This window comes from Streptomyces sp. NBC_00102, from assembly GCF_026343115.1.
GTDB lineage: Bacteria > Actinomycetota > Actinomycetes > Streptomycetales > Streptomycetaceae > Streptomyces.
In genome coordinates this window covers 2,337,899-2,362,965 of the sequence record NZ_JAPEMC010000001.1, presented here as the reverse complement: position 1 = coordinate 2,362,965, position 25,067 = coordinate 2,337,899, and the positions used below count along the sequence as shown (strand labels likewise).

Genomic DNA, 25,067 nt, shown 5'->3' with positions numbered 1-25,067 from the left:
CGCCGCAGGGCCGTGCCGACCGTCGCGGTGCTCGGCCTCGGCGTCCTGCTGCTCGCCGGATGCGGGTCCATGCCGGTCGTCGGGGACGTCAAGTCCGTCGACGCCTCCCAGGCCGGCGACGCCCAGGTGCAGGTCTACGCGGTGCCGCCGCGCGCGGGCGCGGAACCGGGTGAGGTGGTCGACGGTTTCCTGGAGTCGATGACCAGCGACGACCCCTCCTTCCGGACGACCCGCACCTATCTGACCGAGGACGCGGCCCGTACCTGGCGCCCGGCCGCCGGCACCACCGTGCTCGCCAAGGCCCCCAACCGGAACGCCCCCGGGCTCGGGGGCCCGGAGCCCGACGCGACGGACACCACGTACACCCTCAGCGGCCAGAAGGTGGCGCAGGTCGACGCGCAGAGCTCGTACCGGCCGATCGCACCCGCCGACTACGCGCAGACCCTGCACCTGGTGCGGGAGAAGAGCGCGGACGGCAAGCAGGAGTGGCGGATCAGCTCGGTGCCGGACGGCCTGGTGCTCGGCCAGTCCGACTTCAAGCGGCTCTACCGTTCCGTCAACACCTACTACTTCGCGGCCGGTGCGCCCCGTACGGCGGACGGTCCCGCCGCGCTGGTCGCCGATCCCGTCTACGTACGCAACCGGACCGACCCCGTGACGCGGATGGACGCCACCACGCAGACCATCCGGACCCTCCTCGACGGGCCGACCGACTGGCTGCGGCCCGTGGTCGACTCCAGTTTCCCCACCGGTACGACGCTGCAGAAGGGCGTCACCTCGCTGGCGCCCGACGACCAGAACGTCCTCAAGGTGCCGCTCAACACGAAGGCGTCCGGCGCGGGCCGGGCGGCCTGCCGGATGATGGCGGCCCAGGTGCTCTTCACGCTGCGGGACCTGACGTCCGCCCGGGTCGAGCGGGTGGAGCTGGAGAGCGGGCAGAAGGTCCTCTGCTCGCTGGGCGCCGAGGAGGCGTCCGAGTTCGCCGCGGACAGCGGCACCGGTGCTCCCGTCGGCCAGTACTTCGTCGACGAGGGCAAGGTGCAGCGGATTCCCGGCTCGACCAAGGGCGGCGGCGATCCGGTACCGGTGACCGGTCCGCTCGGCGAGGGCAACCCGCGGATGAGCGCGGTCGGGGTCTCCCGCGACGAGGAGAAGGCGGCCGGGGTGACCGAGGACCGGTCGCGGCTGTACGTGGCGTCGATCGTCGAAGAGAGCGAACTGCCGGCCGTGGCCCCGGTCGTCAGCACCGCGGCGTCCGCCGAGGACCGTCTGTCGGCCCCGAGCTGGGACGGCCGGGGCGACCTCTGGGTCGCCGACCGCGACCCGGACCGCCCCCGGCTGCTCAGGCTCGCCGGTGGCGAGGGCGCCCCTCGGGAGGTCTCGGTCCCGGGCCTCGGCGGTGCGCGGATCGAGGCGCTCCGGATGTCCGGGGACGGCGTGCGGATCGCGCTGCTGGTGGGCGACGAGGGCCACCGGACGCTGAAGATCGGCCGGGTCGAGCGGGTCGGTTCCGGCGAGGCGCAGGAGGTCTCCGTGCAGGACCTGCGGCAGGCCGCGCCGCAGCTCACCGACGTCACCGCGGTCTCCTGGTCCGGCCGCGGCCGGCTCGTCGTGGTCGGCAAGGAGGAGGGCGGGGTCCAGCAGGTGCGTTACGTGCAGGCGGACGGGTCCACGTCGTCCTCCGAGGTGCTGCCCGGTGTCAACCAGGTGGAGTCGATCGCCGCGGCCGACGACGAACTCCTGCCGCTGATGGCGGACACCATGAGCGACGGCATCGTGAAACTGTCGCCCGGCGACAACTGGCAGACGGTGCTGAAGAAGGGCACTTCGCTGGTCTACCCGGGCTGAGCCCGGCCCGGTCGGTACGCGCGCGCTCCCGCGAGGTTTTCCACAGGGGTGGCGGGGGTTCGGGACGGCGGGGCAGGGTGGTGCCGTGCGGCAGTGGTGGCGGGAGTTCGCCGGGCTGGTCCTGCCGGTGGCCTGCGGAGGCTGCGGCAGGCCGCGTACGGAGCTGTGCGCGGGGTGCGGGGACGCGCTGGGCGGTGGGGAGCCGCGCCGGGTGCGGCCCTCGCCCGAGCCGCCCGGACTCCCGGTGGTGCACGCCGCCGCTCCGTACGAGAACGCCGTGCGCGCCCTTCTGCTGGCCCACAAGGAGCGCGGCGCCCTGACGCTCGCGCGGCCGCTGGGCGGAGCGCTCGCAGCTGCCGTACGGGCGGGACCGGGACGCTCAGGGGAGGGCGGGCCGCTGCTGCTCGTGCCCGTACCCTCAGCCCGTCGGTCCACGGCCGCGCGCGGGCACGATCCGGTGCGGCGGATCGCCCTGACGGCGAGTGCCGCGCTGCGCCGGTCGGGCACCCCCGCGAGGGTCCTGCCCGTCCTGCGGCAGCGGCGCCGGGTCGCCGACCAGGCGGGGCTCCGGGCGGTCCAGCGCAGGGCCAACCTCGCGGGCGCGCTGGAGGCGGTACCCGGCGCGGAGAGGCTCCTCGCGGCAGGCCGGGTGGTGCTGGTGGACGACCTGATGACGACCGGGGCGACGCTGGCGGAGGCGGCCCGCGCGGTCGGCCCGGCCGTGCCCCGGACGGGCGCGTACCGGCCCTTCTGGGCAGCTGTGGTCGCAGCTTCTCCGTCTGCTTTCGAAATAAACCGGAACTGACAGAAAAGTTTCATCTCCGCAGGTGGTGGGAGGGTAAAGGGACCTGAACGGAGGTACGTGTGAGTAGCGGGTGCCGAGAAGGCGGTCGGCACGCTATGTTCGGTGGTGAGGAATGGTGAATCCCAGGCCTCGGTGAATGCACCACCAGGTTTCGGGCAGGCCTACATCCGGAGTTCAGCTGTCGGAAGATCGGCGGGATGGTGAACCCGTCGGTGGGCAGGAGGAGGTGGAAGGTCACCGAGTCCGAGGCTCCGGAAAGCGCTGGAGCCTGGTGCAAAAGGGAGGCGCTCCGCCACCGTTGCGGAGCGATCCGGGAACGGAGTTCTGCGTGGACATCGTCGTCAAGGGCCGCAAGACCGAGGTGCCCGAGCGGTTCCGCAAGCACGTGGCCGAGAAGCTGAAGCTGGACAAGATCCAGAAGTTCGACGGCAAGGTGATCAGCCTCGACGTCGAGGTGTCCAAGGAGCCGAACCCCCGTCAGGCCGACCGTTCCGACCGGGTGGAGATCACGCTCCGCTCGCGCGGCCCGGTCATCCGGGCGGAAGCGGCTGCGGGCGACGCGTACGCGGCGCTGGACCTGGCCACCGGCAAGCTGGAGGCGCGGCTGCGCAAGCAGCACGACAAGCGCTACAGCCGCCGCGGCAACGGCCGCCTGTCGGCCGCCGAGGTCGCCGATGTGGTGCCGGGCACGGCAGCGTTCGACGAGGACGGCGAACTGGTCAACGAACAGACGGCCGAAGAAGTACCCACCACGAAGATCGGTTCGCTGGAGGTACAGGGCGAAGGCCCGCTGGTGATGCGCGAGAAGACGCACGTGGCGGCCCCGATGTTGCTCGACCAGGCGCTCTACGAGATGGAACTGGTCGGCCACGACTTCTACTTGTTCGTCGACGCGGAGACCAAGGAACCCAGCGTCGTCTACCGGCGGCACGCCTACGACTACGGTGTCATCCACCTGAGGACCGACCCGCTCGCCTCCGACGAGGCCGGCGGCGCGGGCGGTGCGCTCGGCGGCTGACGATCCGTCTCGGCGGTGCCCCCTGGAGCGTGTTCGGCGGGTTCCACTGATCCCCGCAACACCCTGGAGTTCCAGGGGTTGCGGGGATCATGGATTTTGAGGCGCTGAAGTCGAGGTTCTTCGAGGCGTTGGACGAGGCGGACGGCAGCGTCACCGGGGCGGCTCGGGCGGTAGGGGTGAGCCGGCATACGGCGGCCGGGTGGGCTCGCAAGGCCGGCATTCGTGGTCGTGGCAAGCCCAGCAGGGGCGGGCATCCCCGACGGGCGGAGTACGAGCGCCTTCGGGCGGCCGGGGTCCGACGCCGTGAGGCTGCGGTCCAGGCCGGTGTCCACCCGCGCACAGCCCAGGACTGGGACCGAGGCATTCGGCAGATCGGCCACTCACGTCTGCATGCGGACGGCCGCTTGATCGACTATACGACTGGTGTGACCACCACCGTTGTGTCGGGGGGCCCGTCCCTGACCGCCGTCGAGGCCGATCTCCACCCCCGGTTCCTCACCGTGGCCGAGCGGGAGCTGATCGCCGACATGCGGCGCGAGGGCCACTCGCTGCGCGCGATGGGCCGGGCCCTGGGTCGGCCGGCCTCGACCGTCAAGCGCGAGATCGACACCCACTCGGCAGGCGGCACCTACCGCCCGCACCAAGCCCAGCGCGCATGGGCCAGGAGCCGGTCCCGCCCCAAGGAGTCCAAGCTCGCCCAGAAAGGTCCACTGCGCGACTTCGTCGCGGACCGGCTCCAGGAACGCTGGTCGCCCGAGCAGATCTGCAACGCTCTCCCCATCGAGTTCCCCGACGACGAGGGCATGCGGGTGAGTCCGGAGACGATCTATCAGGCGGTTTACGTCCAGGCCCGCGGCGGACTGCGCCGTGAAGTCGCGCTGGCGCTGCGCACCGGGCGCACCCGCCGCAAGCCGCACCGAAGCCCGGACCAACGCCAGCGCCGGTTCGTCGACGAGATGGTGATGATCTCTGAGCGGCCCGCCGAGGTCGAGGACCGGGCGGTCCCCGGCCATTGGGAAGGCGATCTGATCGTCGGTCCCCGGAGCGCGAGCGCGATCGTGACTCTGGTCGAGCGCTCCACCCGCTACGTCATGCTCGGACATCTGCCCGGCGGACACACCGCCGAGGAGGTGCGCGACGTACTGGTCCCGCTGATCCGGACCCTGCCCGCACACCTGCGTGGCTCACTGACCTGGGACCAGGGGTGCGAGATGGCCGCCCACAAGCAGTTCACCGTGGCCACCGGAGTCCCCGTCTACTTCTGCGACCCCCACTCTCCCTGGCAGCGCGGGTCGAATGAGAACACCAACGGTCTGCTGCGGCAGTACTTTCCCAAGGGCACCGACCTGTCCGTCCACAGCCCCGAAGACCTCGAACACGTCGCCCAGCAACTCAACGGCCGGCCACGCAAGACGCTCGGCTGGAGAACCCCAGCCGAGCGCCTGCGTGCTCTACTGACAACCGCATAGGCCATCAGGTGTTGCGAGGACCCCAAGAATCCGCCGTTCGCGCCCCCGGGGGCACCGGCGTGCGACCACGGGACCTCCGCTCCGGCGGCCAGGCATGAAAGCATGGCCCCCCGAGCCAATCGGTATGCGGTGCAGTGCCGTTGGCGACCGTGTGTGACTTCAGGCCGTGGCCTTCAGGGGGAGGAACGATGGCGGACACCTTCGGGCCCGTGCGCGACACGAATGTTTCCGGAGAAGCTGCCCGTACCCGAGCCGGCGCGGACGAGGACACCTCGCCCCGCAAGGAACCCATCAGGGTCTTGGTGGTGGACGATCACGCGCTCTTCCGCAGGGGACTGGAGATCGTGCTCCAGCAGGAGGAGGACATCCAGGTCGTCGGGGAGGCGGGGGACGGCGCGGAGGCGGTCGACAAAGCCGCGGACCTGCTGCCCGACATCGTGCTGATGGACGTGCGGATGCCCAAGCGCGGCGGCATCGAGGCGTGCACCGCCATCAAGGAGGTGGCCCCGAGCGCGAAGATCATCATGCTGACGATCAGCGACGAGGAGGCCGACCTCTACGACGCGATCAAAGCCGGCGCCACCGGGTATCTGCTCAAGGAGATCTCCACCGACGAGGTGTCCACGGCGATCCGGGCCGTCGCCGACGGGCAGTCCCAGATCAGCCCGTCGATGGCGTCGAAACTCCTCACCGAGTTCAAATCGATGATCCAGCGCACCGACGACCGGCGGCTTCTTCCCGCGCCCCGGCTCACCGACCGCGAACTCGAAGTCCTGAAACTCGTCGCCACCGGCAAGAACAACCGAGACATCGCCAAGCAGTTGTTCATTTCCGAGAACACGGTGAAGAACCACGTACGCAATATCCTGGAGAAACTCCAGCTGCACTCCCGGATGGAAGCCGTGGTCTATGCCATGCGGGAGAAGATCCTGGAGATCCGGTGAACTCCCCGCGCTCCTGACGGCGTACCGGATCGGTCGGGTCGTTCCGCCACCGGTCGGGCCGCCACCGGTCGGGTCGTCCCGTCACCGGTGCGGCCGTCACGTCACCGGTGGGCGGCGGAGAACGCCGCCCCGACCGCCCAGGCCAGCGGCTCCCGCAGCCCCGGAGCGTCCACGCGCTCCAGCCGCACGTCCGTGCAGCCGACCCAGGAGGCCGCCTCCACGAGCGCCTCGGCCATCGGCGCCACCGCCTTGGGGCTCGCCAGGGACACCTGGCGGGCGACGAGGGTGGTGCCCTCGCGCGCCGGGTCGACGCGGCCCTGGAGCCGGCCGCCCGCGAGCAGGGGCATGGCGAAGTAGCCGTGCACCCGCTTGGGCTTCGGGGTGTACGCCTCCAGCCGGTGGGTGAACCCGAAGATCCGCTCGGTGCGCGCCCGTTCCCAGATCAGGGAGTCGAAGGGCGAGAGCAGCGTCGTGCGGTGGCGCCCGCGCGGTTCGGCCGCCAGTGCCTCCGGATCGGCCCAGGCCGGCTTTCCCCAGCCCTCGACCGTCACCGGTACGAGGCCGGAGCCGGCCACCGCGGCGTCGAAGTGCTCGGCTTTCAGCCGGTGGTAGTCCGCGAGGTCGGAACGGGTACCGACCCCCAGAGAGCGGCCGGCCAGGGCGACGAGACGCCGCCGGCACTCCTCGTCCGTCAGGTCGTCGTGCAGGAAACGGTCGGGGATCGCCCGCTCGGCGAGGTCGTAGACGCGCTTCCAGCCGCGGCGTTCGGTGCAGACCACCTCGCCGTACATCAGGGCGCGTTCGACCGCGACCTTGGTCGCGGACCAGTCCCACCACTCGCCGCCGTTCTTCGCGCCGCCGAGCTGGGTCGCGGTGAGCGGGCCCTCGGCACGCAGTTGCGCGATCACGGTGTCGTACGTGCCGGCGGGCAACTCGTGGTGCCACTGCGGGCGGTTGCGGTAGCCGCGGCGGCGGAAGGCGAAGTGCGGCCACTCCTCGACCGGCAGCACGCAGGCCGCGTGCGACCAGTACTCGAAGGCGCGGCCGCCCGACCAGTACGCCTCCTCCACCGCCTTGCGGCCGATACCGCCGAGCCGTGCGTACGGTACGAGCTCGTGGGACCGGGCCAGCACCGAGATGGTGTCGAGCTGTACGGCCCCGAGATGGCGCAGCACCCCGGGCACTCCGGCACGCCGGTCGGGCGCTCCCAGGAATCCCTGGGCGCGCAGCGCGATCCTGCGGGCCTGATCGGCGGAGAGTTCGACCACGGGGGGCTGCACGAGCGGCTCGGGCGTCATGGAGGCACCTTAAGGGGCACCGCCGACAGCCGTCCGAGGGGACGAACATGTGCCCGAGGGGCTGGGCGGAACGCCCGCAAAGCCCGCGACCGGCCGATCCCGCGGAACGCCCGCAAGGCCCCCGACCGGCCGATCCGGCGGGCCGCCCGCATGGCCCCCGACCGGCCGGTGGCCGTTCCCGCGGGCCGCCCGGAACGCCCCGCCCGGGCCCGGTCCCCCGCGTCTCCTCAGCCCTGGGACGGCAGGTACGGGGCGGAACCCGGCGGATGGCCCCCCGGGCCCGGCAGCCCGCTCCCGGTGAGCCGCAGGCCGAGACCGGAGGGGATCCGCCCGGGGCCGGACGCGGAGAGCCCCAGGTCGGCAGGGAAGAGGGAGGCGCTCCAGAGCGCGCGGGGCGCCCCGGCCCCCGCGCCCGTACCCTCCCCGGCGCCCGTACCCTCCCCAGCGCCCGTGATGCCTGCGGCCCCGTGGCCGGCGGTGTCCTCCAGCCGGAACCCGGCGCGCAGGGCGACCGCCCGGGACGCCACGTTGCCCGCCTCGGCCCACCACTCCAGCCGGGCCGCCCCCAGCACCGAGAACGCCCAGTGCGCCAGGCGGACCACCGCCTCCGTCCCGTACCCCTGTCCGCGGTGCTCGCGGGCCAGCCAGAAGCCGACTTCGTACGTCCCGGGGGCCGGCCGGCGGACGAGGCCGAGGGCGCCCGCCAGCGCGCCCCGCCGCGCCACCAGGGCGAAGTGGTAGCCGGAGTCGTCCCGCCAGCCCGCCGGGGCGATGGTGCCCGTGAAGAGCTCCGCGTCGGAGCGCAGGTAGGGCGAGGGGATCTCCGTCCAGCGGAGGATCTCCGGGTCCTGGCAGGCGAGATGCACCGCGTCCGTGTCCCCGGGGGTGAAGGGACGGAGCAGCAGACGTCGGGAGGTGAGAGTGATCGGCTCCATGGGCGCATTCTGGTGACCCCGGAGCCGCGCCGGGAGCACTTTCCGGGCTTCCCGGCACCTTCCAGGCTCTTCGGCCGTTGTCCTGGAAGGCGCGGTGAGGTCCACCCAGGGGCAGCCCTCCCGGCGCGGCGGTGTCCTCGCTTACGATGGCCGTTGCGGTGGGGCCCACCTGCCGTGCCCGCGCCAGAGTCCGTCAAACGACCCAGTGCCAGGCCCGACCGGCAAGGAGACCAGCCTCAGTGTCCGTCTTCAACAAGCTCATGCGTGCAGGCGAAGGCAAGATCCTGCGCAAACTGCACCGCATCGCGGACCAGGTCAGCTCCATCGAAGAGGACTTCGTCAACCTCTCCGACGCCGAGCTGCGGGCGCTCACCGACGAGTACAAGACACGGTACGCGGACGGCGAGAGCCTGGACGACCTGCTCCCCGAGGCGTTCGCCACCGTCCGTGAGGCCGCGAAGCGCGTCCTCGGACAGCGCCACTACGACGTCCAGATGATGGGCGGCGCCGCCCTGCACCTCGGGTACGTCGCCGAGATGAAGACCGGTGAGGGCAAGACCCTCGTCGGCACCCTGCCCGCGTACCTCAACGCGATCTCCGGCAAGGGCGTCCACCTGATCACGGTCAACGACTACCTGGCCGAGCGCGACTCCGAGCTGATGGGCCGCGTCCACAAGTTCCTCGGTCTGACCGTCGGCTGCATCGTCGCGAACATGACCCCGGCGCAGCGTCGTGAGCAGTACGCCTGCGACATCACGTACGGCACGAACAACGAGTTCGGCTTCGACTACCTCCGCGACAACATGGCGTGGTCTAGGGACGAACTCGTGCAGCGCGGCCACAACTTCGCGGTGGTCGACGAGGTCGACTCGATCCTCGTCGACGAGGCGCGTACCCCGCTGATCATCTCCGGCCCGGCCGACCAGGCCACCAAGTGGTACGGCGACTTCGCCAAGCTGGTCACCCGGCTCACCAAGGGCGAGGCGGGCAACCAGCTCAAGGGCATCGAGGAGACCGGCGACTACGAGGTCGACGAGAAGAAGCGGACCGTGGCCATCCACGAGTCCGGCGTCGCCAAGGTCGAGGACTGGCTCGGGATCGACAACCTCTACGAGTCGGTCAACACGCCTCTCGTCGGGTACCTCAACAACGCCATCAAGGCGAAGGAACTCTTCAAGAAGGACAAGGACTACGTCGTCATCGACGGCGAAGTCATGATCGTCGACGAGCACACCGGCCGTATCCTCGCCGGCCGCCGCTACAACGAGGGCATGCACCAGGCGATCGAGGCGAAGGAAGGGGTGGACATCAAGGACGAGAACCAGACCCTCGCCACGATCACCCTGCAGAACTTCTTCCGCCTCTACGGCAAGCTCTCCGGCATGACCGGTACGGCCATGACCGAGGCCGCCGAGTTCCACCAGATCTACAAGCTGGGCGTCGTGCCGATCCCGACGAACCGGCCGATGGTCCGCCTCGACCAGTCCGACCTCATCTACCGCACCGAGGTCGCCAAGTTCGCCGCCGTCGTCGACGACATCGCGGAGAAGCACGAGAAGGGGCAGCCGATCCTGGTCGGCACCACCTCGGTCGAGAAGTCCGAGTACCTCTCGCAGCAGCTCTCCAAGCGCGGTGTCCAGCACGAGGTGCTCAACGCCAAGCAGCACGACCGTGAGGCGACCATCGTCGCCCAGGCCGGCCGCAAGGGCGCCGTCACCGTCGCGACCAACATGGCCGGACGAGGCACCGACATCAAGCTCGGCGGCAACCCCGACGACCTCGCCGAGGCCGAGCTGCGCCAGCGCGGCCTCGACCCGGTCGAGCACGTCGAGGAGTGGGCGGCCGCCCTGCCCGCCGCGCTGGAGAAGGCCGAGCTGGCCGTCAAGGCGGAGTTCGAGGAGGTCAAGGACCTCGGCGGGCTGTACGTCCTGGGCACCGAGCGCCACGAGTCGCGCCGTATCGACAACCAGCTGCGCGGCCGTTCCGGCCGTCAGGGCGACCCGGGCGAGTCCCGCTTCTACCTCTCGCTCGGCGACGACCTGATGCGCCTGTTCAAGGCGCAGATGGTCGAGCGCGTGATGTCGATGGCGAACGTCCCCGACGACGTGCCGATCGAGAACAAGATGGTCACCCGCGCGATCGCCTCAGCCCAGTCCCAGGTCGAGCAGCAGAACTTCGAGACGCGTAAGAACGTCCTGAAGTACGACGAGGTGCTCAACCGTCAGCGCGAGGTCATCTACGGCGAGCGTCGTCGCGTTCTGGAGGGCGAGGACCTCCAGGACCAGATCCGTCACTTCATGGACGACACGATCGACGACTACATCCGCCAGGAGACCGCCGAGGGCTTCGCGGAGGAGTGGGACCTCGACCGGCTGTGGGGCGCCTTCAAGCAGCTCTACCCGGTGAAGGTCACCGTGGACGAGCTGGAGGAAGCCGCGGGCGACCTCGCGGGCGTCACGGCGGACTTCATCGCCGAGTCCGTCAAGGACGACATCCACGCGCAGTACGAGGAGCGCGAGAACTCGCTCGGCTCGGAGATCATGCGTGAGCTGGAGCGTCGCGTGGTCCTCTCGGTCCTCGACCGCAAGTGGCGCGAGCACCTCTACGAGATGGACTACCTCCAGGAGGGCATCGGCCTCCGTGCGATGGCGCAGAAGGACCCGCTGGTCGAGTACCAGCGCGAAGGGTTCGACATGTTCAACGCCATGATGGAGGGCATCAAGGAGGAGTCGGTCGGCTACCTCTTCAACCTGGAGGTCCAGGTCGAGCAGCAGGTCGAGGAAGTCCCGGTCAAGGACGAGGCCGAGCAGCCCTCGCTCGCCAAGGAGGGCGCCGGTGTCGCGGCGGCCGCCCGGCCGGAGATCCGCGCCAAGGGCCTCGAAGCCCCGCAGCGCCCCGACCGCCTGCACTTCTCCGCCCCCACGGTGGACGGCGAAGGCGGCGTCGTGGAGGGCGAGTTCGCGGACAACGCCCCCGAGGGCGACGGCCTGACCCGCGCCGAGCGCCGCAAGGCGCAGAAGAGCGCGGGCGGTGGCGGTCGCCGCCGCAAGAAGTAGTCCCGCGTCCGCAGGGCGGCGAGCGGGGCCGGAACCGGCGGGGCCGGGATCTCCACGGAGGTCCCGGCCCCGCCGGTTTTTGGTACCCGCCGGTTTTCGTACACGCCGGTTTTGGTACCCGCCGGGCCGCGGTGCGTGTGCGCGGGGTGGTACCCGCGCCGCGCGCTCAGGCGGGCAGGCGTTCCCCGCCCAGCTCCACCGCGGCGCAGCGCCAGCGCAGATCGGCGCCCTGCTCCAGCCGGAACGCCATGGCGTGCACCCGGCCGCCGCCCCAGATGCTCGCGAACGCCTCGACCACACCGGTGGCCGGCTGCGCGCCGTAGCACCCGCGCAGCACCGGGCTGCTTCCCCAGGCGGCGCGCAGCGGGGCGCCCGGGGCCAGTTCGGTGAGCTGGTCGTACGCCTCGCCCACCGTGTGGCCGAGCATCCAGTGGACCGGGCGGCGCCCGCTGAGTACGGCGAGCAGCCGTTCCGCGAACCAGTGGTGCGGGCGCACCGGGCCCCGCGCCGGGAGCGGGTTCCGCTGCGCCGGGACGGTGCCGGGCCGGAGCTGGTCGCGGCGGCCGGCGGGCCTGCCGGCCGGCGGACGGTTGGTGCCGCGCTGTTCCGTACGGGTGCGGCGATCCGCGCGTAAGGTCCTGGTCCGGTCCGTGCTCATGGTCATCGCCCCCGTGTGAGGCCGCCCGGTCGTGCCCGGACGGTAACGTTCCGTCGGGGAACTTCTACGGGGAGTCGCGACGGGGTCGCAAGGGGGGCCGGGGCGGTCCGGGGCGTGCGGCATGGATCACCTATCCGGGTGAGGGGGGCAGCCGGGCGCCCGGGGAGCGGGCGGACGGCCGTGCCCCCGGCCGGTGCCGGGAAGGGGTGACCGCCCGGCCTCGAACGGGGACGGCCGACGTATCCTGAGGGCGTCTGTCGACTACGAAAGCGGCCAAGCCATGCGCGTGTACGTCCCCCTGACCCTCTCCGGGCTCGCCGCGGCGCACGGGGCGGGCGAGTTGGGCCCCGGACCGCTGACCGCCTACGCCGTGACCCCCGGGCTGCGCGAGTGGTACGTCTCCGACGACATCGAGGAGCTGGAGTACGCGGCGCTCAACCGGGCCGCCGCCGCCTCGCTCCGGCTGATCGCCGCCCTGCCCGAGGAGCCGCGCCGCCGGGTCGTGGTCGCGTTCGACGTACCGGACGGTGACGCTCTCGGCGACCCCGACGGGGGCCTGGACGCCGACTCGGTCGGCGAGGTCCGGCTCGCCTCGGCGGTGCCGCTCGCCAAGGCCGCGGCCGTGCACGTGGACTCCGACGACGCCGAGAAGGACGTGACGGCCGCCGCCGCGGCCCTGGGCGCGGCCGACCACGGCGACGACGACGCGCGGTTCACCGTCGACGGGGCCGAGGACCACGAGCTGCTCTGGTTCGGCGTGCAGGAGATCCCGCAGCTGCTCGGCTGAGGCTTTGACTCGGCTGAGGCTTTGAGGGGTGCGCGCGCCGTTTCCCCGCGCCCGTTCTCACCAGGAATGCCGGATCAGGGTCGGCTTTCCCGGTCGTCGTACCCGCCGAGTACCGTCTTTCCCATGGCGAAGCACGACGAGAACCGCACCCCACACCTGGTCTGGGACTGGAACGGCACGCTGCTGGACGACATCGACGCGGTCGTCGGCGCGACCAACGCGGCCTTCGCCGAGGTGGGGCTCGCGCCGATCACGGTGGATCAGTACCGCGCGACGTACTGCGTGCCCATCCCGCTCTTCTACGAGCGGCTGCTGGGCCGGATGCCGAGCGACGCCGAGTGGCAGCGGATGGACGTCGTCTTCCACGACGCCTACGCCGAGCTCCGCGTGGAGTGCCTCCTGACCGACGGTGCCTCCGAACTGCTCGCGGGCTGGCGGAGGGACGGCCGCAGCCAGTCCCTGCTGAGCATGCACGGCCACGAGCAGCTGCTGCCGACCGTGCGCGGGTACGGCATCGAGCCGCACTTCGTGCGCGTCGACGGGCGCACCGGGCCCTCCGGCGGCAGCAAGGCGCTCCACATGGAGCGCCACTTCGCCGCGCTCGGCACGGTCGCCCCCGAGCACGCGGTGATCATCGGGGACGCGGTGGACGACGCGGTGGCCGCCGCGCACGTCGGCGCGCGGGCGGTGCTGTTCACCGGGGGCTCGCACGACCGGGCCGGCCTGGAGGCGGCGGGCGTACCGGTCGTGGACACCCTGGTCGAAGCGGTGGCGCTGGCGGAGTCGATGACGGTCTGAGGCGTACGGACGCACGCACGCACGCCTGGGGACGGCCCCCTGGCCGGGAACCGTCCGTGGCGGCGGCGGTCAGGCCACCGGGGCCTTCGCGCGCAGCACCTTGAGGAACTCGCGCATCCACGCCGAGTGGTCGGGCCAGGCGCGCGAGGAGACCAGGGTGCCGTCGACCACCGCCTCGGCGTCCTGGAAGGCCGCCCCCGCCGTCCGCATGTCCGGCTCCAGCGCCGGATAGGCCGTCACCTCGCGCCCGTCGAGACTGCCCGTCGTGGCGGTGATCAGCGGGCCGTGGCAGATCTGCGCGACCGGCCGGGCGTCGTCGAAGAAGGCGACGACGATCCTCCGCAGGTCGGCGTTGTTGCGGAGGTACTCCGGTGCCCGGCCGCCGGGGATCACCAGGGCGGCGTAGTCGCCGGGCACCACGTCGGCGAACGCCAGGTCGGCGGGCCAGGTGTAACCGGGCTTCTCGGTGTACGTGTCGAAGCCGGGCTCGAAGTCGTGGACCACGAAGCGCAGGGTCTTGCGTTCGGGGGCCGCGATGTCGACCTCGTACCCCTCCTCGCGCAGGCGCTGGTACGGGTAGAGGACCTCCAGCGACTCGGCCGCGTCGCCGGTGACGAGCAGGATCTTCGGTGCCATGACAGGGCCCCCAGGGTTCGTGGGTCGGACGGGTGCGGGCGTGCGCCCGGCCGTGCGGCGGGACCAGCGTGCACCGGCCGGGCGCGTTCGCCAAGAGGGCGCGCCTTCACCGAGGGGCGCGCCATCGCCGGGGGCCGCACCCCAGGGCCTGTACGAAGTGTCCAAGTCCAGGGTGTCCGTTTGTACACATACGGTTCATGACGGCCACCTGTCCGGGCGAGATAGCCTTGTGTCCGTGATCAGCGCGATACGCCTCGGGGGCACCGACGCCCCCGGCCCGATCCCGGAGTGCCCACGCACCCGGGCCGTCCGTGATCGCCGTCACCCCGACCCACGGCTGAATATCGCCGATTTGGTCCCGGGTATCTCTCATCGCGGCATAGCGTCGACTACGACCGGATACCCCGCGTCGTGGCGTTGTGCTGCTTTTGTCACCTACGTCACGCAATGGCGCGCGACAGGAGCCAGAGGACATGCAGACCAAGCTGGACGAAGCCAAGGCCGAGCTGCTCGCACGGGCCGCCGAGGTAGCTGACAACAGCCCGGGCGGTGGTGCCGGAGGCCCGGGGGGGACCCCCCGGGTGCGCGTCGCCGCGGCCGGCACGGGCGGGGAAGAGCGGTCCGGCCGGGACATGCTCCTCTCCTACCTCCAGCGCTACTACTTGCACACCGCTCCGGAGGACCTGAGCGGCCGCGACCCGGTCGACGTCTTCGGAGCCGCCGCCTCGCACTACCGGCTGGCCGAGAACCGCCCCCAGGGCACGGCCAACGTCCGGGTGCACACCCCGACCGTGGAGGAGAACGGCTGGACCTCCAGCCACTCCGTCGTCGAGGTGGTCACCGACGACATGCCGTTCCTCGTCGACTCCGTCACCAACGAGCTGTCCCGCCAGAACCGGGGCATCCACCTGGTCATCCACCCCCAGGTCCTGGTGCGCCGTGACGTCACCGGCAAGCTGCTGGAGGTCCTCACCGACGGATCCGGCGTCCCCCGGGTCCCCCAGGGCAAGGGCCGCAAGGACGCCGGCACCGCCGGGGCGGCACTCCCCCACGACGTCCTCGTGGAGTCCTGGATCCACGTCGAGATCGACCGCGAGACGGACCGCGAGGACCTCAAGGAGATCACCGCCGACCTGCTGCGCGTCCTGTCCGACGTGCGGGAGACCGTCGAGGACTGGGACAAGATGCGCGCCGCCGCGCTGCGCATCGCGGACGGTCTGGGGGACGAGCCCACCGACGACCTCCCCACCGAGGAGATCGAGGAGGCCGGCGAGCTGCTGCGCTGGCTCGCCGCCGACCACTTCACCTTCCTCGGCTACCGCGAGTACTCGCTGAAGAACGGCGACTCGCTGGCCGCCGTCCCCGGCACCGGCCTCGGCATCCTGCGCTCCGACCCCAAGCACCACGAGGACGAGGCGCACCCCGTCAGCCCCTCCTTCGACCGGCTTCCCGCCGACGCCCGCGCCAAGGCCCGCGAGCACAAGCTGCTCATCCTGACCAAGGCGAACAGCCGCTCCACGGTCCACCGCCCGAGCTACCTCGACTACGTCGGCGTGAAGAAGTTCGACGCCGACGGCAACGTCGTCGGCGAGCGCCGCTTCCTCGGCCTCTTCTCGTCCGCCGCCTACACCGAGTCGGTGCGCCGGGTCCCGGTCGTCCGCCGCAAGGTCGCCGAGGTGCTGGAGGGCGCCGGCTTCTCGGACAACAGCCACGACGGCCGCGACCTGCTCCAGATCCTGGAGACCTACCCGCGCGACGACATGTTCCAGACGCCGACCGATCAGCTCCGCTCGATCGTCACCTCGGTGCTCTACCTCCAGGAACGCCGCCGGCTCAGGCTCTACCTGCGCCAGGACGAGTACGGCCGCTACTACTCGGCCCTCGTCTACCTGCCGCGCGACCGCTACACCACCGGCGTCCGGCTGCGGCTGATCGACATCCTCAAGGAGGAACTCGGCGGCACCAGCGTCGACTTCACCGCCTGGAACACCGAATCGATCCTGTCCCGGCTGCACTTCGTCGTCCGGGTCGCCCCCGGCACCGAACTGCCGCACCTGACCGACGCCGACACCGAGCACATCGAGGCCCGTCTCGTCGAGGCCGCCCGCTCCTGGTCGGACGGCTTCCAGGAGGCCCTGAACGCCGAGTGCGGCGAGGAGCGCGCCGCCGAACTGCTGAGCCGCTACGCCCGCTCCTTCCCCGAGGGGTACAAGGCCGACCACTCGCCGCGCGCCGCCGTGGCCGACCTGGTCCACCTCGAAGCGCTCAAGGCGGGCGAGAAGGACTTCTCGCTCAGCCTCTACGAGCCGGTCGGCGCGCTGCCCGGCGAGCGCCGCTTCAAGATCTACCGGACCGGCGAGCCCGTCTCGCTCTCCGCCGTCCTCCCGGTGCTCCAGCGCCTGGGCGTGGAGGTCGTCGACGAGCGCCCGTACGAACTGCGCTGCGCGGACCGCACCACCGGCTGGATCTACGACTTCGGGCTGCGGCTGCCCGCGGGCAACGGCGACCACCTCGCCGACGACGCCCGCGACCGCTTCCAGAAGGCCTTCGCCGCGGTATGGACCGGCGCCGCCGAGAACGACGGCTTCAACTCCCTCGTGCTCCGCGCCGGACTCGACTGGCGGCAGGCGATGGTGCTCCGCGCCTACGCGAAGTACCTGCGCCAGGCGGGCTCCACCTTCAGCCAGGACTACATGGAGGACACCCTCCGCGACAACGTCCACACCACCCGGCTGCTGGTCTCCCTCTTCGAGGCCCGGATGTCCCCCGCCCGCCAGAACGCCGGGCGCGAGCTGACCGACGGACTGCTCGAAGAACTCGACGGCGCGCTCGACCAGGTGGCCTCGCTCGACGAGGACCGCATCCTGCGCTCCTTCCTCACCGTCATCAAGGCGACCCTGCGGACCAACTTCTTCCAGCACGCCGACGACGGCGCGCCGCACGGCTACGTCTCGATGAAGTTCGACCCGCAGGCCATCCCCGACCTGCCGGCCCCGCGCCCGGCCTTCGAGATCTGGGTGTACTCGCCCCGCGTCGAGGGCGTCCACCTCCGCTTCGGCAAGGTCGCCCGCGGCGGGCTGCGCTGGTCCGACCGGCGCGAGGACTTCCGTACCGAGGTCCTCGGCCTGGTCAAGGCGCAGATGGTGAAGAACACCGTGATCGTGCCGGTGGGCGCCAAGGGCGGCTTCGTCGCCAAGCAGCTCCCGGACCCGGCCGCCGACCGCGACGCCTGGCTCGCCGAGGGCATCGCCGCGTACCGCGTCTTCGTCTCGGCGCTGCTCGACATCACCGACAACCTGGTGGCCGGCGAGACCGTGCCGCCCCTGGACGTGGTCCGCCACGACGAGGACGACACCTACCTCGTCGTCGCCGCCGACAAGGGCACCGCGAGCTTCTCCGACATCGCCAACGAGGTCGCCGTCGCGTACAACTTCTGGCTCGGCGACGCCTTCGCCTCCGGCGGCTCCGCCGGGTACGACCACAAGGGCATGGGCATCACCGCGCGCGGCGCCTGGGAGTCCGTCAAGCGGCACTTCCGCGCGCTGGGCCACGACACCCAGACCGAGGACTTCACCGTCGTCGGCGTCGGCGACATGTCCGGCGACGTGTTCGGCAACGGCATGCTGCTCTCCGAGCACATCCGGCTGGTCGCGGCCTTCGACCACCGGCACATCTTCCTCGACCCGACCCCGGACGCAGCCGTCTCCTATGCCGAGCGGCGCCGGATCTTCGAGCTGCCCCGCAGCTCCTGGGCCGACTACGACACCAAGCTGCTCTCGCCGGGCGGCGGCGTCCACCCCCGCTCCGCGAAGTCGATCCCGGTCAACGCGCACGTCCGCGAGGCCCTCGGCATCGAGGCGGGCGTCACCAAGATGACCCCCGCCGACCTGATGAAGGCCATCCTGCGGGCCCCCGTCGACCTGCTGTGGAACGGCGGCATCGGCACCTACATCAAGTCCTCCGCCGAGACCGACACCGACGTCGGCGACAAGGCCAACGACGCGATCCGGGTCAACGGCCAGGACCTGCGGGCCAAGGTCGTCGGCGAGGGCGGCAACCTCGGCGCCACCCAGCTCGGCCGCATCGAGTTCGCCCGGTCCGGCGGCGAGATCAACACCGACGCGATCGACAACAGCGCCGGTGTGGACACCTCCGACCACGAGGTGAACATCAAGATCCTGCTCAACGGGCTGGTCCGGGACGGCGACATGACCGTCAAGCAGCGCAACAAGCTGCTCGCCGAGATGACCGACGAGGTCGGCGCGCTCGTGCTGCGCAACAACTACGCGCAGAACGTCGCGCTCACCAACGCCACCGCCCAGGCAGCCGACCTGCTCCACGCCCACCAGCGCTCGATGCGCCGGCTGGAGTCCTCGGGCGGGCTGGACCGCGCGCTGGAGTTCCTCCCCGCCGACCGGCAGATCCGCGAACTCCTCACCGCGGGCAAGGGCCTCAGCCAGCCGGAACTCGCGGTGCTGCTCGCCTACACGAAGATCACCGCGGCCGACGAGCTGATCCGCACCAGCCTCCCGGACGACCCCCACCTCCAGCGGCTCGCGCACGCCTACTTCCCGAAGCAGCTGCGCGAACGCTTCCCCGAGGCGATCGACGGCCACGCGCTGCGCCGCGAGATCATCACCACGGTGCTGGTCAACGACACGGTGAACACCGGCGGTTCCACCTTCCTGCACCGGTTCCGCGAGGAGACCGGCGCCTCGGTGGAGGAGATCGTGCGGGCGCAGGCCGCGGCCCGCGAGATCTTCGGCCTGAACCAGGTCTGGGACGCGGTGGAGGCGCTCGACAACGAGGTCGACTCCGCCGTGCAGACCCGCATCCGGCTGCACTCCCGCCGCCTGGTGGAGCGCGGCACCCGCTGGCTGCTGGGCAACCGCCCGCAGCCGGTGGACATCGAGGCCACCGTCGCCTTCTTCAAGGACCGGGTCGCCGAGGTCTGGGCCGCGATGCCCAAGCTGCTGCAGGGCGCCGACCAGGAGTGGTACCAGCGGATCCTGGAGGAGCTGACCTCGGCGGACGTGCCCGAGGAACTGGCACAGCGCGTCGCCGGGTTCTCCTCCGCCTTCCCGTCGCTCGACATCGTGGCCATCGCGGACCGTACGGACAAGGACCCGCTGGCCGTCGCCGAGGTCTACTACGACCTCGCCGACCGGCTGCGGATCACCGCCCTGATGGACCGGATCATCGAGCTGCCGCGCGCGGACCGCTGGCAGTCCATGGCCCGCGCCTCCATCCGCGAGGACCTGTACGCGGCCCACGCGGCGCTCACCGCCGACGTGCTGGCCGTCGGGGCCGAGGGCGCGACGCCGGAGGAACGGTTCAAGGCGTGGGAGGAGAAGAACGCGGCGATCCTGTCGCGGTCGCGCTCGACGCTGGAGGAGATCCAGAGCTCCGACGCCTTCGACCTGGCGAACCTGTCGGTCGCGATGCGGACCATGCGGACGCTGCTGCGTACGCACGCCTGACGCCGCCGGCGTAGACGGGAAGACGCACGAGAAGGGGGGCTCCGGGCCGTAAGCCCGGAGCCCCCCTTCTCGCACGTACCGGCGCGGGGACTACTTCTTGGTGAACTGTTCGTACGCGGCGACGACGTCCTTCGCCGGGCCGTCCATCCGCAGGACGCCCGCCTCCAGCCAGATCGCCCGGTCGCAGGTCTCCAGGATCGACCTGTTGCTGTGGCTGACCAGGAAGACCGTGCCGGCCTCCTGGCGGAGTTCCTTGATCCGGTCCTTGCTCCGGTTCTGGAACTTGGCGTCACCGGTGGAGAGCGCCTCGTCGATCAGCAGCACGTCGTGGCTCTTCGCCGCCGCGATGGAGAACCGCAGCCGGGCGCCCATGCCGGAGGAGTACGTCCGCATCGGCAGGGTGATGAAGTCGCCCTTCTCGTTGATGCCGGAGAAGGAGACGATGTCGTCGTACCGTTCGCGGATCTCCTGGCGGGACATGCCCATCGCCAGGCCGCCCAGGACGACGTTGCGCTCGCCGGTGAGGTCGCTCATCAGCGCCGCGTTCACGCCGAGCAGCGAGGGCTGGCCCTGCGTGTGTACCTTGCCCTTCGTCGCCGGGAGCAGCCCGGCGATGGCCTTGAGCAGGGTGGACTTGCCGGAGCCGTTCGAGCCGATGAGGCCGATCGCCTCGCCCTTGTACGCGGCGAAGCTGACGCCCTTGACGGCGTGCACCTCGCGCACGCCCGGGCTCTGGCGGCGGGTGACGATCCGGCTGAGCGCGGAGGTCGCGCTGCCCCGGCCGCCCTTGGTGCCGTTGACCTTGTAGGTGATGTGCACGTCGTCGACGACGACGGTGGGCTCCCGCTCCGCGGTCGTGTCAGCCACGTCCGTACCTCTCTTCGGCCTTCCAGAAGAACACGAAGCCGCCGACGGAGCAGAACAGTGCCCACGCCGCGGCCACCGCCCATACGTGCGGGGGCAGATGGGCGCTGGTGAAACTGTCGATCAGGGCGAACCGCACCAGGTCGATGTAGATGGCCGAGGGGTTGCAGTCCAGCGCGACGACGACCCAGTGCGGGACGCTGTCCGAGGTGAGGAGGGAGTCGAGGCTCCACATCACGCCGGACGTGTACATCCAGGTGCGCAGAATAAACGGCATGAGCTGCGCGATGTCCGGGGTCTTCGCGGTGATCCGCGCCACGAACATCGAGATGCCGGTGTTGAAGAGTGCCTGGAGGAAGAGCGCGGGGATCGCGAGCAGCCAGGTCGGGTTGGGGTACTGCCCGAAGCCGACCAGGATCAGGACGAGTGCGCAGAGCGAGAACAGCAGCTGCTGGAGCTGCTGCAGGGCAAGCGCGACCGGCAGCGAGGCGCGCGGGAAGTGCAGGGCGCGCACCAGCCCGATGTTGCCGCTGATCGCGCGGGTGCCCGCCGTGATCGAGCTGGAGGTGAACGTCCAGATGAAGACACCCGTGACGAGGAACGGCACGAAGTCGGGGACCCCGTGCTTGGTGTTCATCAGGACGCCGAAGATGAAGTAGAACACCGCGGCGTTGAGCAGCGGCGTCATGATCTGCCAGATCTGGCCGAGCTTCGCCTGGCTGTACTGAGCCGTCAGCTTGGCCGTGGCGAACGCCAGGATGAAGTGCCGGCGCCCCCAGAGCTGAGCGATGTACGACGGCAGGGAGGGGCGGGCGCCGCTGACGGTGAGGCCGTGGCGGGCGGCGAGCGCCGCCAGTTCGCCCGGCGCGTAGACCGGGGCGAGTGCGGCGGGATCGGTTTCGGCCGGCCCTGGGGTCGGCGGAGCTGCTGTCTGGCTCACCACGATCGCTTTCGACGGAGGCTGGGAACAGGCGTTGAAGACTGGAACAGATCAAGCGCTGTGGGCGGGAAACGGGCGTTGAACTGCGGGGCAACCGCTACCCAACGATGGGACGGGACCGTTTCGTCGCCACGCTGAGCGTAAATCGTATGTGCGTCGGGACGCAACCGTTTCGTCGCTACGGATATCCTGTAAGGCATGAGCACCGAACCCGGACCCCGGCGTCGCACCCCGGCGGGCGCCGCCGTGCTGCGCGAGGACGTGACCGACGCGATCCGCGGCGCCGTCTTCGAGGAGCTGGCCGCGGTGGGCTTCGCCCGGATGTCCATGGAGGGCATCGCGCGCCGCGCGGGCGTCGGCAAGACCGCCGTCTACCGGCGCTGGAAGTCCAAGTTGCAGCTGGTGCTCGACCTGGTGGGTGCCGTCGCCGAGCAGGGCATGCCGATCCCCGACACCGGCTCGCTCCACGGGGACGTGCGGGCGGTCCTCCAGCTCGTCTCCTACGCGCTGCGCCACCCCGTCGCCTCCCAGGTGATCCCCGACCTGCTCGTGGAGGCGGCCCGGAACCCGGAGATCGCCGACACGATCAAGGCGGCGCTCCTCGACCCGCAGCAGGGCGTCGCCGCCGTCGTCGTCAGGGCGGCGGTGGCCCGAGGGGAGCTGCCGGAGGGCAGCGACCCCGACCGTGCGCTCGACCTGATCGTCGGGCCGCTGTACTGGCGGCTCGTGGTGGTCCGCGGCGGCCTGCCGAAGGGGTACCTGGACGACCTGGCCGCCTCCACGGTCGCCGCGCTCAAGCATCCGGGGAAGTAGCTCCCCGGGGTCGGACGTGCGAGGACCCGGGCGCGCGACAGAGCGGTGTGCCCGGGTCCGGTCCTGTCGGGAGAAGGAGAACCACTCCGACAGACATGTGGAGGTGACCGGTGTGTCGCGGCGGCTGCACGCGGCGCACCTCGGTCACCTCAGGTGGTGCAGGATTTCCGCGTCGCTCTCCATCAGCTCTGCCATGACGTCGTCCACCCTCCGACCGGCCCGGTTCTGGGCGTCGCGGACGGCCTCAACGACGAGTTCCTGCTCACTGCGGCCCTCACGGCGGGCTCTCGACGAGTGCGGCGTCGAAGGGTGTCGGAGCTTCTCGGCCATGTATCGACGGTAGCGGCCCGGCGTCCGACGGGCGCGACATGCGTGCGCTTCTCGTGGCGGCTGTCCGCCCGGAAGGTTCCGGGCGGACGACCGGGCGGGACTGCCCTCACTTCACCGCCCCCGCCATCACCCCCGAGACGAACTGCCGCTGGAAGGCGAAGAACACCGCCAGCGGAATCACCATCGACACGAACGCCCCCGGCGCCAGCACGTCGATGTTGTTGCCGAACTGGCGCACCTGCTGCTGGAGCGCCACGGTGATCGGCGGGGAGCCGGAGTCCGCGAAGATCAGCGCCACCAGCATGTCGTTCCAGACCCAGAGGAACTGGAAGATCCCGAGCGAGGCGATGGCCGGTCCGCCGAGCGGCATCACGACCCGGGTGAAGAGCCGGATCTCGCCCGCCCCGTCGAGCCGGGCGGCCTCCAGGAGTTCGCGCGGGATCTCCGCGAAGAAGTTCCGCAGCAGGAAGATGGCGAACGGCAGCCCGAAGGCCGTGTGGAAGAGGACCACGCCGAGGGTGGTCTCGAAGATCCCGAGGGTGCCGAAGAGCTTGGAGACCGGGATCAGCGCGACCTGTACCGGCACCACCAGCAGCCCCACGACCACCAGGAACCACCAGTCGCGGCCGGGGAAGTCCATCCACGCGAAGGCGTAGCCGGCGAACGAGCCGATCACCACCACCAGGACCGTCGACGGCACGGTGATCATCACGGTGGAGAGCAGCGAGTCGGTGATGGCCGGGTTCGACAGCAGGTGCTGGTAGTTGTCGAAGGTGAGCTGGGAGGGGGTGGTGAAGACCTGCCACCAGCCGCTCGCCGCGATGTCCTTGCCGTCGCGCAGCGAGGAGAGCAGCAGCCCGATCGTCGGCATCAGCCAGAACAGGGCCACCAGGACGAGGAAGACGCGCATCACCCCGCCGCCGGCCCGCGCGGCGACCCGCGCCGCGAGCGACGGGCGGGCGGCTTCGGCCGTGGTGGTGGACGCGGCCGTCATCGGCGCCCCTCCTTCCGTATCCGCCGGATGTTGAAGGCCATCACCGGGATCACCAGCAGCAGCAGGAGGACGGCGATCGCGCTGCCGACCCCCAGGTCCGCGTCCGTACCGAACGAGGAGCGGTACAGCTGGAGGGCGAGGACGTTGGCGTCGTCCTGGGAGGAGCCCGGCGCGATGATGAAGATCAGGTCGAAGACCTTCAGCACATTGATCATGAGCGTGACCAGCACCACCGCGAGGACCGGTGCCAGCATCGGCACGGTGATCCGCCGGAACACCTGCCACTCGTTCGCCCCGTCGACCCGGGCCGCCTCCAGGAGTTCGCGCGGCAGCCCGGCGAGACCCGCCGCGATCAGCACCATCGCGAAGCCCGCCCACATCCAGATGTAGCTGCCGATGATCCCGGGCGTGACCAGGCTCGGGCCGAGCCAGGAGACCCCGTTGTACGGCTCGCGGAAGTTGTCGGCGGGCAGCCGGAGCACCGCGCCGTCCGCGGCCGCGGGCAGCGAGAAGGACCCGTCGGCCCCGGCCGTGGCGGTGGCGACGACCTTGCCGTCCTTCACCGCCTCCACCTCGATGCCCTTGAGCCCCAGCTCCTCGGGATCGACCGTGTTCGGCTTCCCGCCGCCGCCCTTGGTGAAGTCCAGCCAGGCGGTGCCGGTGATCCGGTCGCCGTCGGGCGCGGGGGTACGCGCCGGCTCCGCGTCGCCGGGCATCTTCTCCGGTACGACCCCGACCAGCGGGAGCAGCACCGGGACGCCCGCCCGTACCGTCGTCTTCGTGACGAACGATCCGCCGCCGCCCGCCTTCAGCGGGTGCACCGGCAGCGGGTGCGCCTTCGGGAAACCGGAAGACTTCGCGAAGGTGTCGTGCACGCCCACCCAGACCGCGTTGGCGACTCCGCGCTCCGGGGCCTCGTCGTACACCAGCCGGAAGATGATCCCGGCGGCCAGCATGGAGATCGCCATCGGCATGAAGACGACCAGCTTGAACGCCGTGCCCCAGCGGATGCGTTCGGTCAGCACCGCGAAGATCAGGCCGAGCGCGGTGGAGACCGTGGGGGCGAGGACCACCCAGATCAGGTTGTTCTCGACCGCCGTACGGATCGTGTCGTCCGTGAACAGCGTCCGGTAGTTGTCGAGCCCGGCGAAGCCGGTGCCCGCCTTGTCGAAGAACGAGCGGTAGACGGAGTAGGCGATCGGATAGACCACCAGCGCGCCCAGCAGCACCAGCGCGGGCAGCAGGAACGCCACCGCGACGGCTCTGCGGGAGCCGGTGACACCGCGCCCGGACCGCCGGGGCTTTGGCCCGGGGCCGGGCGGTGAGGGGACGGGGGGACCCGGGTGGACGGGGGGTGCCGCACCGGCGCCCCCCGTCGTCGCTGTCGTCACCGC

General features: G+C 71.0%; 19 protein-coding genes. 10 read left to right on the top strand and 9 right to left on the bottom strand.

Annotation, left to right across the window (positions count from 1 at the left end; all coding sequences use genetic code 11):
- Positions 1-12: 12 nt before the first annotated feature.
- The 5 genes from OHA55_RS10365 (at position 13) to OHA55_RS10345 (ending at position 6,084) form a co-directional block, all read left to right on the top strand.
- Complete coding sequence (locus tag OHA55_RS10365; protein WP_266710524.1) at positions 13-1,848, top strand: LpqB family beta-propeller domain-containing protein; 1,836 nt, start codon at positions 13-15, stop codon at positions 1,846-1,848.
- An 85-nt stretch (positions 1,849-1,933) separates the two neighbouring features.
- Positions 1,934-2,653, top strand: coding sequence for a ComF family protein (locus OHA55_RS10360; RefSeq protein ID WP_266705000.1), 720 nt, complete (start codon positions 1,934-1,936; stop codon positions 2,651-2,653).
- 328 nt (positions 2,654-2,981) lie between these two features.
- Positions 2,982-3,671, top strand: coding sequence for a ribosome-associated translation inhibitor RaiA (raiA, locus tag OHA55_RS10355; RefSeq protein WP_266704998.1), 690 nt, complete (start codon positions 2,982-2,984; stop codon positions 3,669-3,671).
- Between the two features lie 440 nt (positions 3,672-4,111).
- Positions 4,112-5,140, top strand: a complete 1,029-nt coding sequence (locus OHA55_RS10350) for an IS30 family transposase (protein ID WP_266710402.1) — start codon at positions 4,112-4,114, stop codon at positions 5,138-5,140.
- Positions 5,141-5,328: 188 nt separating this feature from the next.
- Complete coding sequence (locus OHA55_RS10345; protein WP_266704996.1) at positions 5,329-6,084, top strand: response regulator transcription factor; 756 nt, start codon at positions 5,329-5,331, stop codon at positions 6,082-6,084.
- 101 nt (positions 6,085-6,185) lie between these two features.
- Here the strand turns inward: OHA55_RS10345 and OHA55_RS10340 are convergent, their stop codons facing one another.
- Positions 6,186-7,382, bottom strand: a complete 1,197-nt coding sequence (locus OHA55_RS10340) for a winged helix-turn-helix domain-containing protein (protein ID WP_266704994.1) — start codon at positions 7,380-7,382, stop codon at positions 6,186-6,188.
- A 227-nt stretch (positions 7,383-7,609) separates the two neighbouring features.
- Positions 7,610-8,317: a GNAT family N-acetyltransferase gene (locus tag OHA55_RS10335; protein WP_266704992.1), complete on the bottom strand. Its 708-nt coding sequence runs from the start codon at positions 8,315-8,317 to the stop codon at positions 7,610-7,612.
- A 239-nt stretch (positions 8,318-8,556) separates the two neighbouring features.
- On the opposite strand from OHA55_RS10335, the gene secA reads away from it, so the two are divergent.
- Positions 8,557-11,373 carry a preprotein translocase subunit SecA gene (secA, locus tag OHA55_RS10330; protein WP_266704990.1) on the top strand — a complete coding sequence of 939 codons (2,817 nt, stop codon included), beginning with the start codon at positions 8,557-8,559 and terminating at the stop codon, positions 11,371-11,373.
- 166 nt (positions 11,374-11,539) lie between these two features.
- On the opposite strand, the gene OHA55_RS10325 is transcribed toward secA, so the two are convergent.
- Entirely contained in the window at positions 11,540-12,037 is a 498-nt protein-coding gene (locus tag OHA55_RS10325) for an Rv3235 family protein (protein WP_266704988.1), read from the bottom strand.
- Positions 12,038-12,311: 274 nt separating this feature from the next.
- Here OHA55_RS10325 and OHA55_RS10320 point away from each other — a divergent pair, with 274 nt between their 5' ends.
- Both OHA55_RS10320 and OHA55_RS10315 read left to right on the top strand, forming a co-directional pair.
- Entirely contained in the window at positions 12,312-12,818 is a 507-nt protein-coding gene (locus OHA55_RS10320) for a hypothetical protein (protein ID WP_266704986.1), read from the top strand.
- Between the two features lie 123 nt (positions 12,819-12,941).
- A complete protein-coding gene (locus OHA55_RS10315) occupies positions 12,942-13,616 on the top strand; it encodes an HAD family hydrolase (protein ID WP_266704984.1) in 675 nt (224 codons plus the stop codon).
- 69 nt (positions 13,617-13,685) lie between these two features.
- Here the strand turns inward: OHA55_RS10315 and OHA55_RS10310 are convergent, their stop codons facing one another.
- Entirely contained in the window at positions 13,686-14,252 is a 567-nt protein-coding gene (locus tag OHA55_RS10310; protein WP_266704982.1) for a DJ-1/PfpI family protein, read from the bottom strand.
- 473 nt (positions 14,253-14,725) lie between these two features.
- On the opposite strand from OHA55_RS10310, the gene OHA55_RS10305 reads away from it, so the two are divergent.
- A complete protein-coding gene (locus OHA55_RS10305; RefSeq protein ID WP_266704980.1) occupies positions 14,726-19,732 on the top strand; it encodes an NAD-glutamate dehydrogenase in 5,007 nt (1,668 codons plus the stop codon).
- Between the two features lie 90 nt (positions 19,733-19,822).
- Here the strand turns inward: OHA55_RS10305 and OHA55_RS10300 are convergent, their stop codons facing one another.
- Positions 19,823-20,599: an ABC transporter ATP-binding protein gene (locus OHA55_RS10300; RefSeq protein ID WP_266704978.1), complete on the bottom strand. Its 777-nt coding sequence runs from the start codon at positions 20,597-20,599 to the stop codon at positions 19,823-19,825.
- Positions 20,592-21,539: an ABC transporter permease gene (locus tag OHA55_RS10295; RefSeq protein ID WP_266704976.1), complete on the bottom strand. Its 948-nt coding sequence runs from the start codon at positions 21,537-21,539 to the stop codon at positions 20,592-20,594. Before OHA55_RS10295 ends, OHA55_RS10300 begins: the two co-directional genes overlap by 8 nt.
- A gap of 195 nt (positions 21,540-21,734) precedes the next feature.
- Here OHA55_RS10295 and OHA55_RS10290 point away from each other — a divergent pair, with 195 nt between their 5' ends.
- A complete protein-coding gene (locus OHA55_RS10290) occupies positions 21,735-22,349 on the top strand; it encodes a TetR/AcrR family transcriptional regulator (protein WP_266704974.1) in 615 nt (204 codons plus the stop codon).
- A gap of 144 nt (positions 22,350-22,493) precedes the next feature.
- Here OHA55_RS10290 and OHA55_RS10285 read toward each other — a convergent pair whose 3' ends face one another.
- The 3 genes from OHA55_RS10285 to OHA55_RS10275 all read right to left on the bottom strand — a co-directional run bounded on the left by OHA55_RS10285 (position 22,494) and on the right by OHA55_RS10275 (position 25,064).
- A complete protein-coding gene (locus OHA55_RS10285; protein ID WP_266704972.1) occupies positions 22,494-22,679 on the bottom strand; it encodes a hypothetical protein in 186 nt (61 codons plus the stop codon).
- A 106-nt stretch (positions 22,680-22,785) separates the two neighbouring features.
- Positions 22,786-23,673, bottom strand: a complete 888-nt coding sequence (locus tag OHA55_RS10280; RefSeq protein WP_266704970.1) for a carbohydrate ABC transporter permease — start codon at positions 23,671-23,673, stop codon at positions 22,786-22,788.
- A complete protein-coding gene (locus OHA55_RS10275; protein ID WP_266704968.1) occupies positions 23,670-25,064 on the bottom strand; it encodes a carbohydrate ABC transporter permease in 1,395 nt (464 codons plus the stop codon). The genes OHA55_RS10280 and OHA55_RS10275 overlap by 4 nt, the downstream gene beginning before the upstream one ends.
- Positions 25,065-25,067 lie beyond the last annotated feature (3 nt).

What these genes read in the sequence shown, in the direction of transcription:
- OHA55_RS10290 (WP_266704974.1), top strand. Translation starts at nt 21,735, where the DNA reads ATGAGCACCGAACCCGGACCCCGGCGTCGCACCCCGGCGGGCGCCGCC.
- OHA55_RS10310 (WP_266704982.1), bottom strand. Translation starts at nt 14,252, where the DNA reads ATGGCACCGAAGATCCTGCTCGTCACCGGCGACGCGGCCGAGTCGCTG.
- OHA55_RS10285 (WP_266704972.1), bottom strand. Translation starts at nt 22,679, where the DNA reads ATGGCCGAGAAGCTCCGACACCCTTCGACGCCGCACTCGTCGAGAGCC.
- OHA55_RS10340 (WP_266704994.1), bottom strand. Translation starts at nt 7,382, where the DNA reads ATGACGCCCGAGCCGCTCGTGCAGCCCCCCGTGGTCGAACTCTCCGCC.
- OHA55_RS10305 (WP_266704980.1), top strand. Translation starts at nt 14,726, where the DNA reads ATGCAGACCAAGCTGGACGAAGCCAAGGCCGAGCTGCTCGCACGGGCC.
- OHA55_RS10280 (WP_266704970.1), bottom strand. Translation starts at nt 23,673, where the DNA reads ATGACGGCCGCGTCCACCACCACGGCCGAAGCCGCCCGCCCGTCGCTC.
- OHA55_RS10325 (WP_266704988.1), bottom strand. Translation starts at nt 12,037, where the DNA reads ATGACCATGAGCACGGACCGGACCAGGACCTTACGCGCGGATCGCCGC.
- OHA55_RS10315 (WP_266704984.1), top strand. Translation starts at nt 12,942, where the DNA reads ATGGCGAAGCACGACGAGAACCGCACCCCACACCTGGTCTGGGACTGG.
- OHA55_RS10335 (WP_266704992.1), bottom strand. Translation starts at nt 8,317, where the DNA reads ATGGAGCCGATCACTCTCACCTCCCGACGTCTGCTGCTCCGTCCCTTC.
- OHA55_RS10320 (WP_266704986.1), top strand. Translation starts at nt 12,312, where the DNA reads ATGCGCGTGTACGTCCCCCTGACCCTCTCCGGGCTCGCCGCGGCGCAC.
- OHA55_RS10345 (WP_266704996.1), top strand. Translation starts at nt 5,329, where the DNA reads ATGGCGGACACCTTCGGGCCCGTGCGCGACACGAATGTTTCCGGAGAA.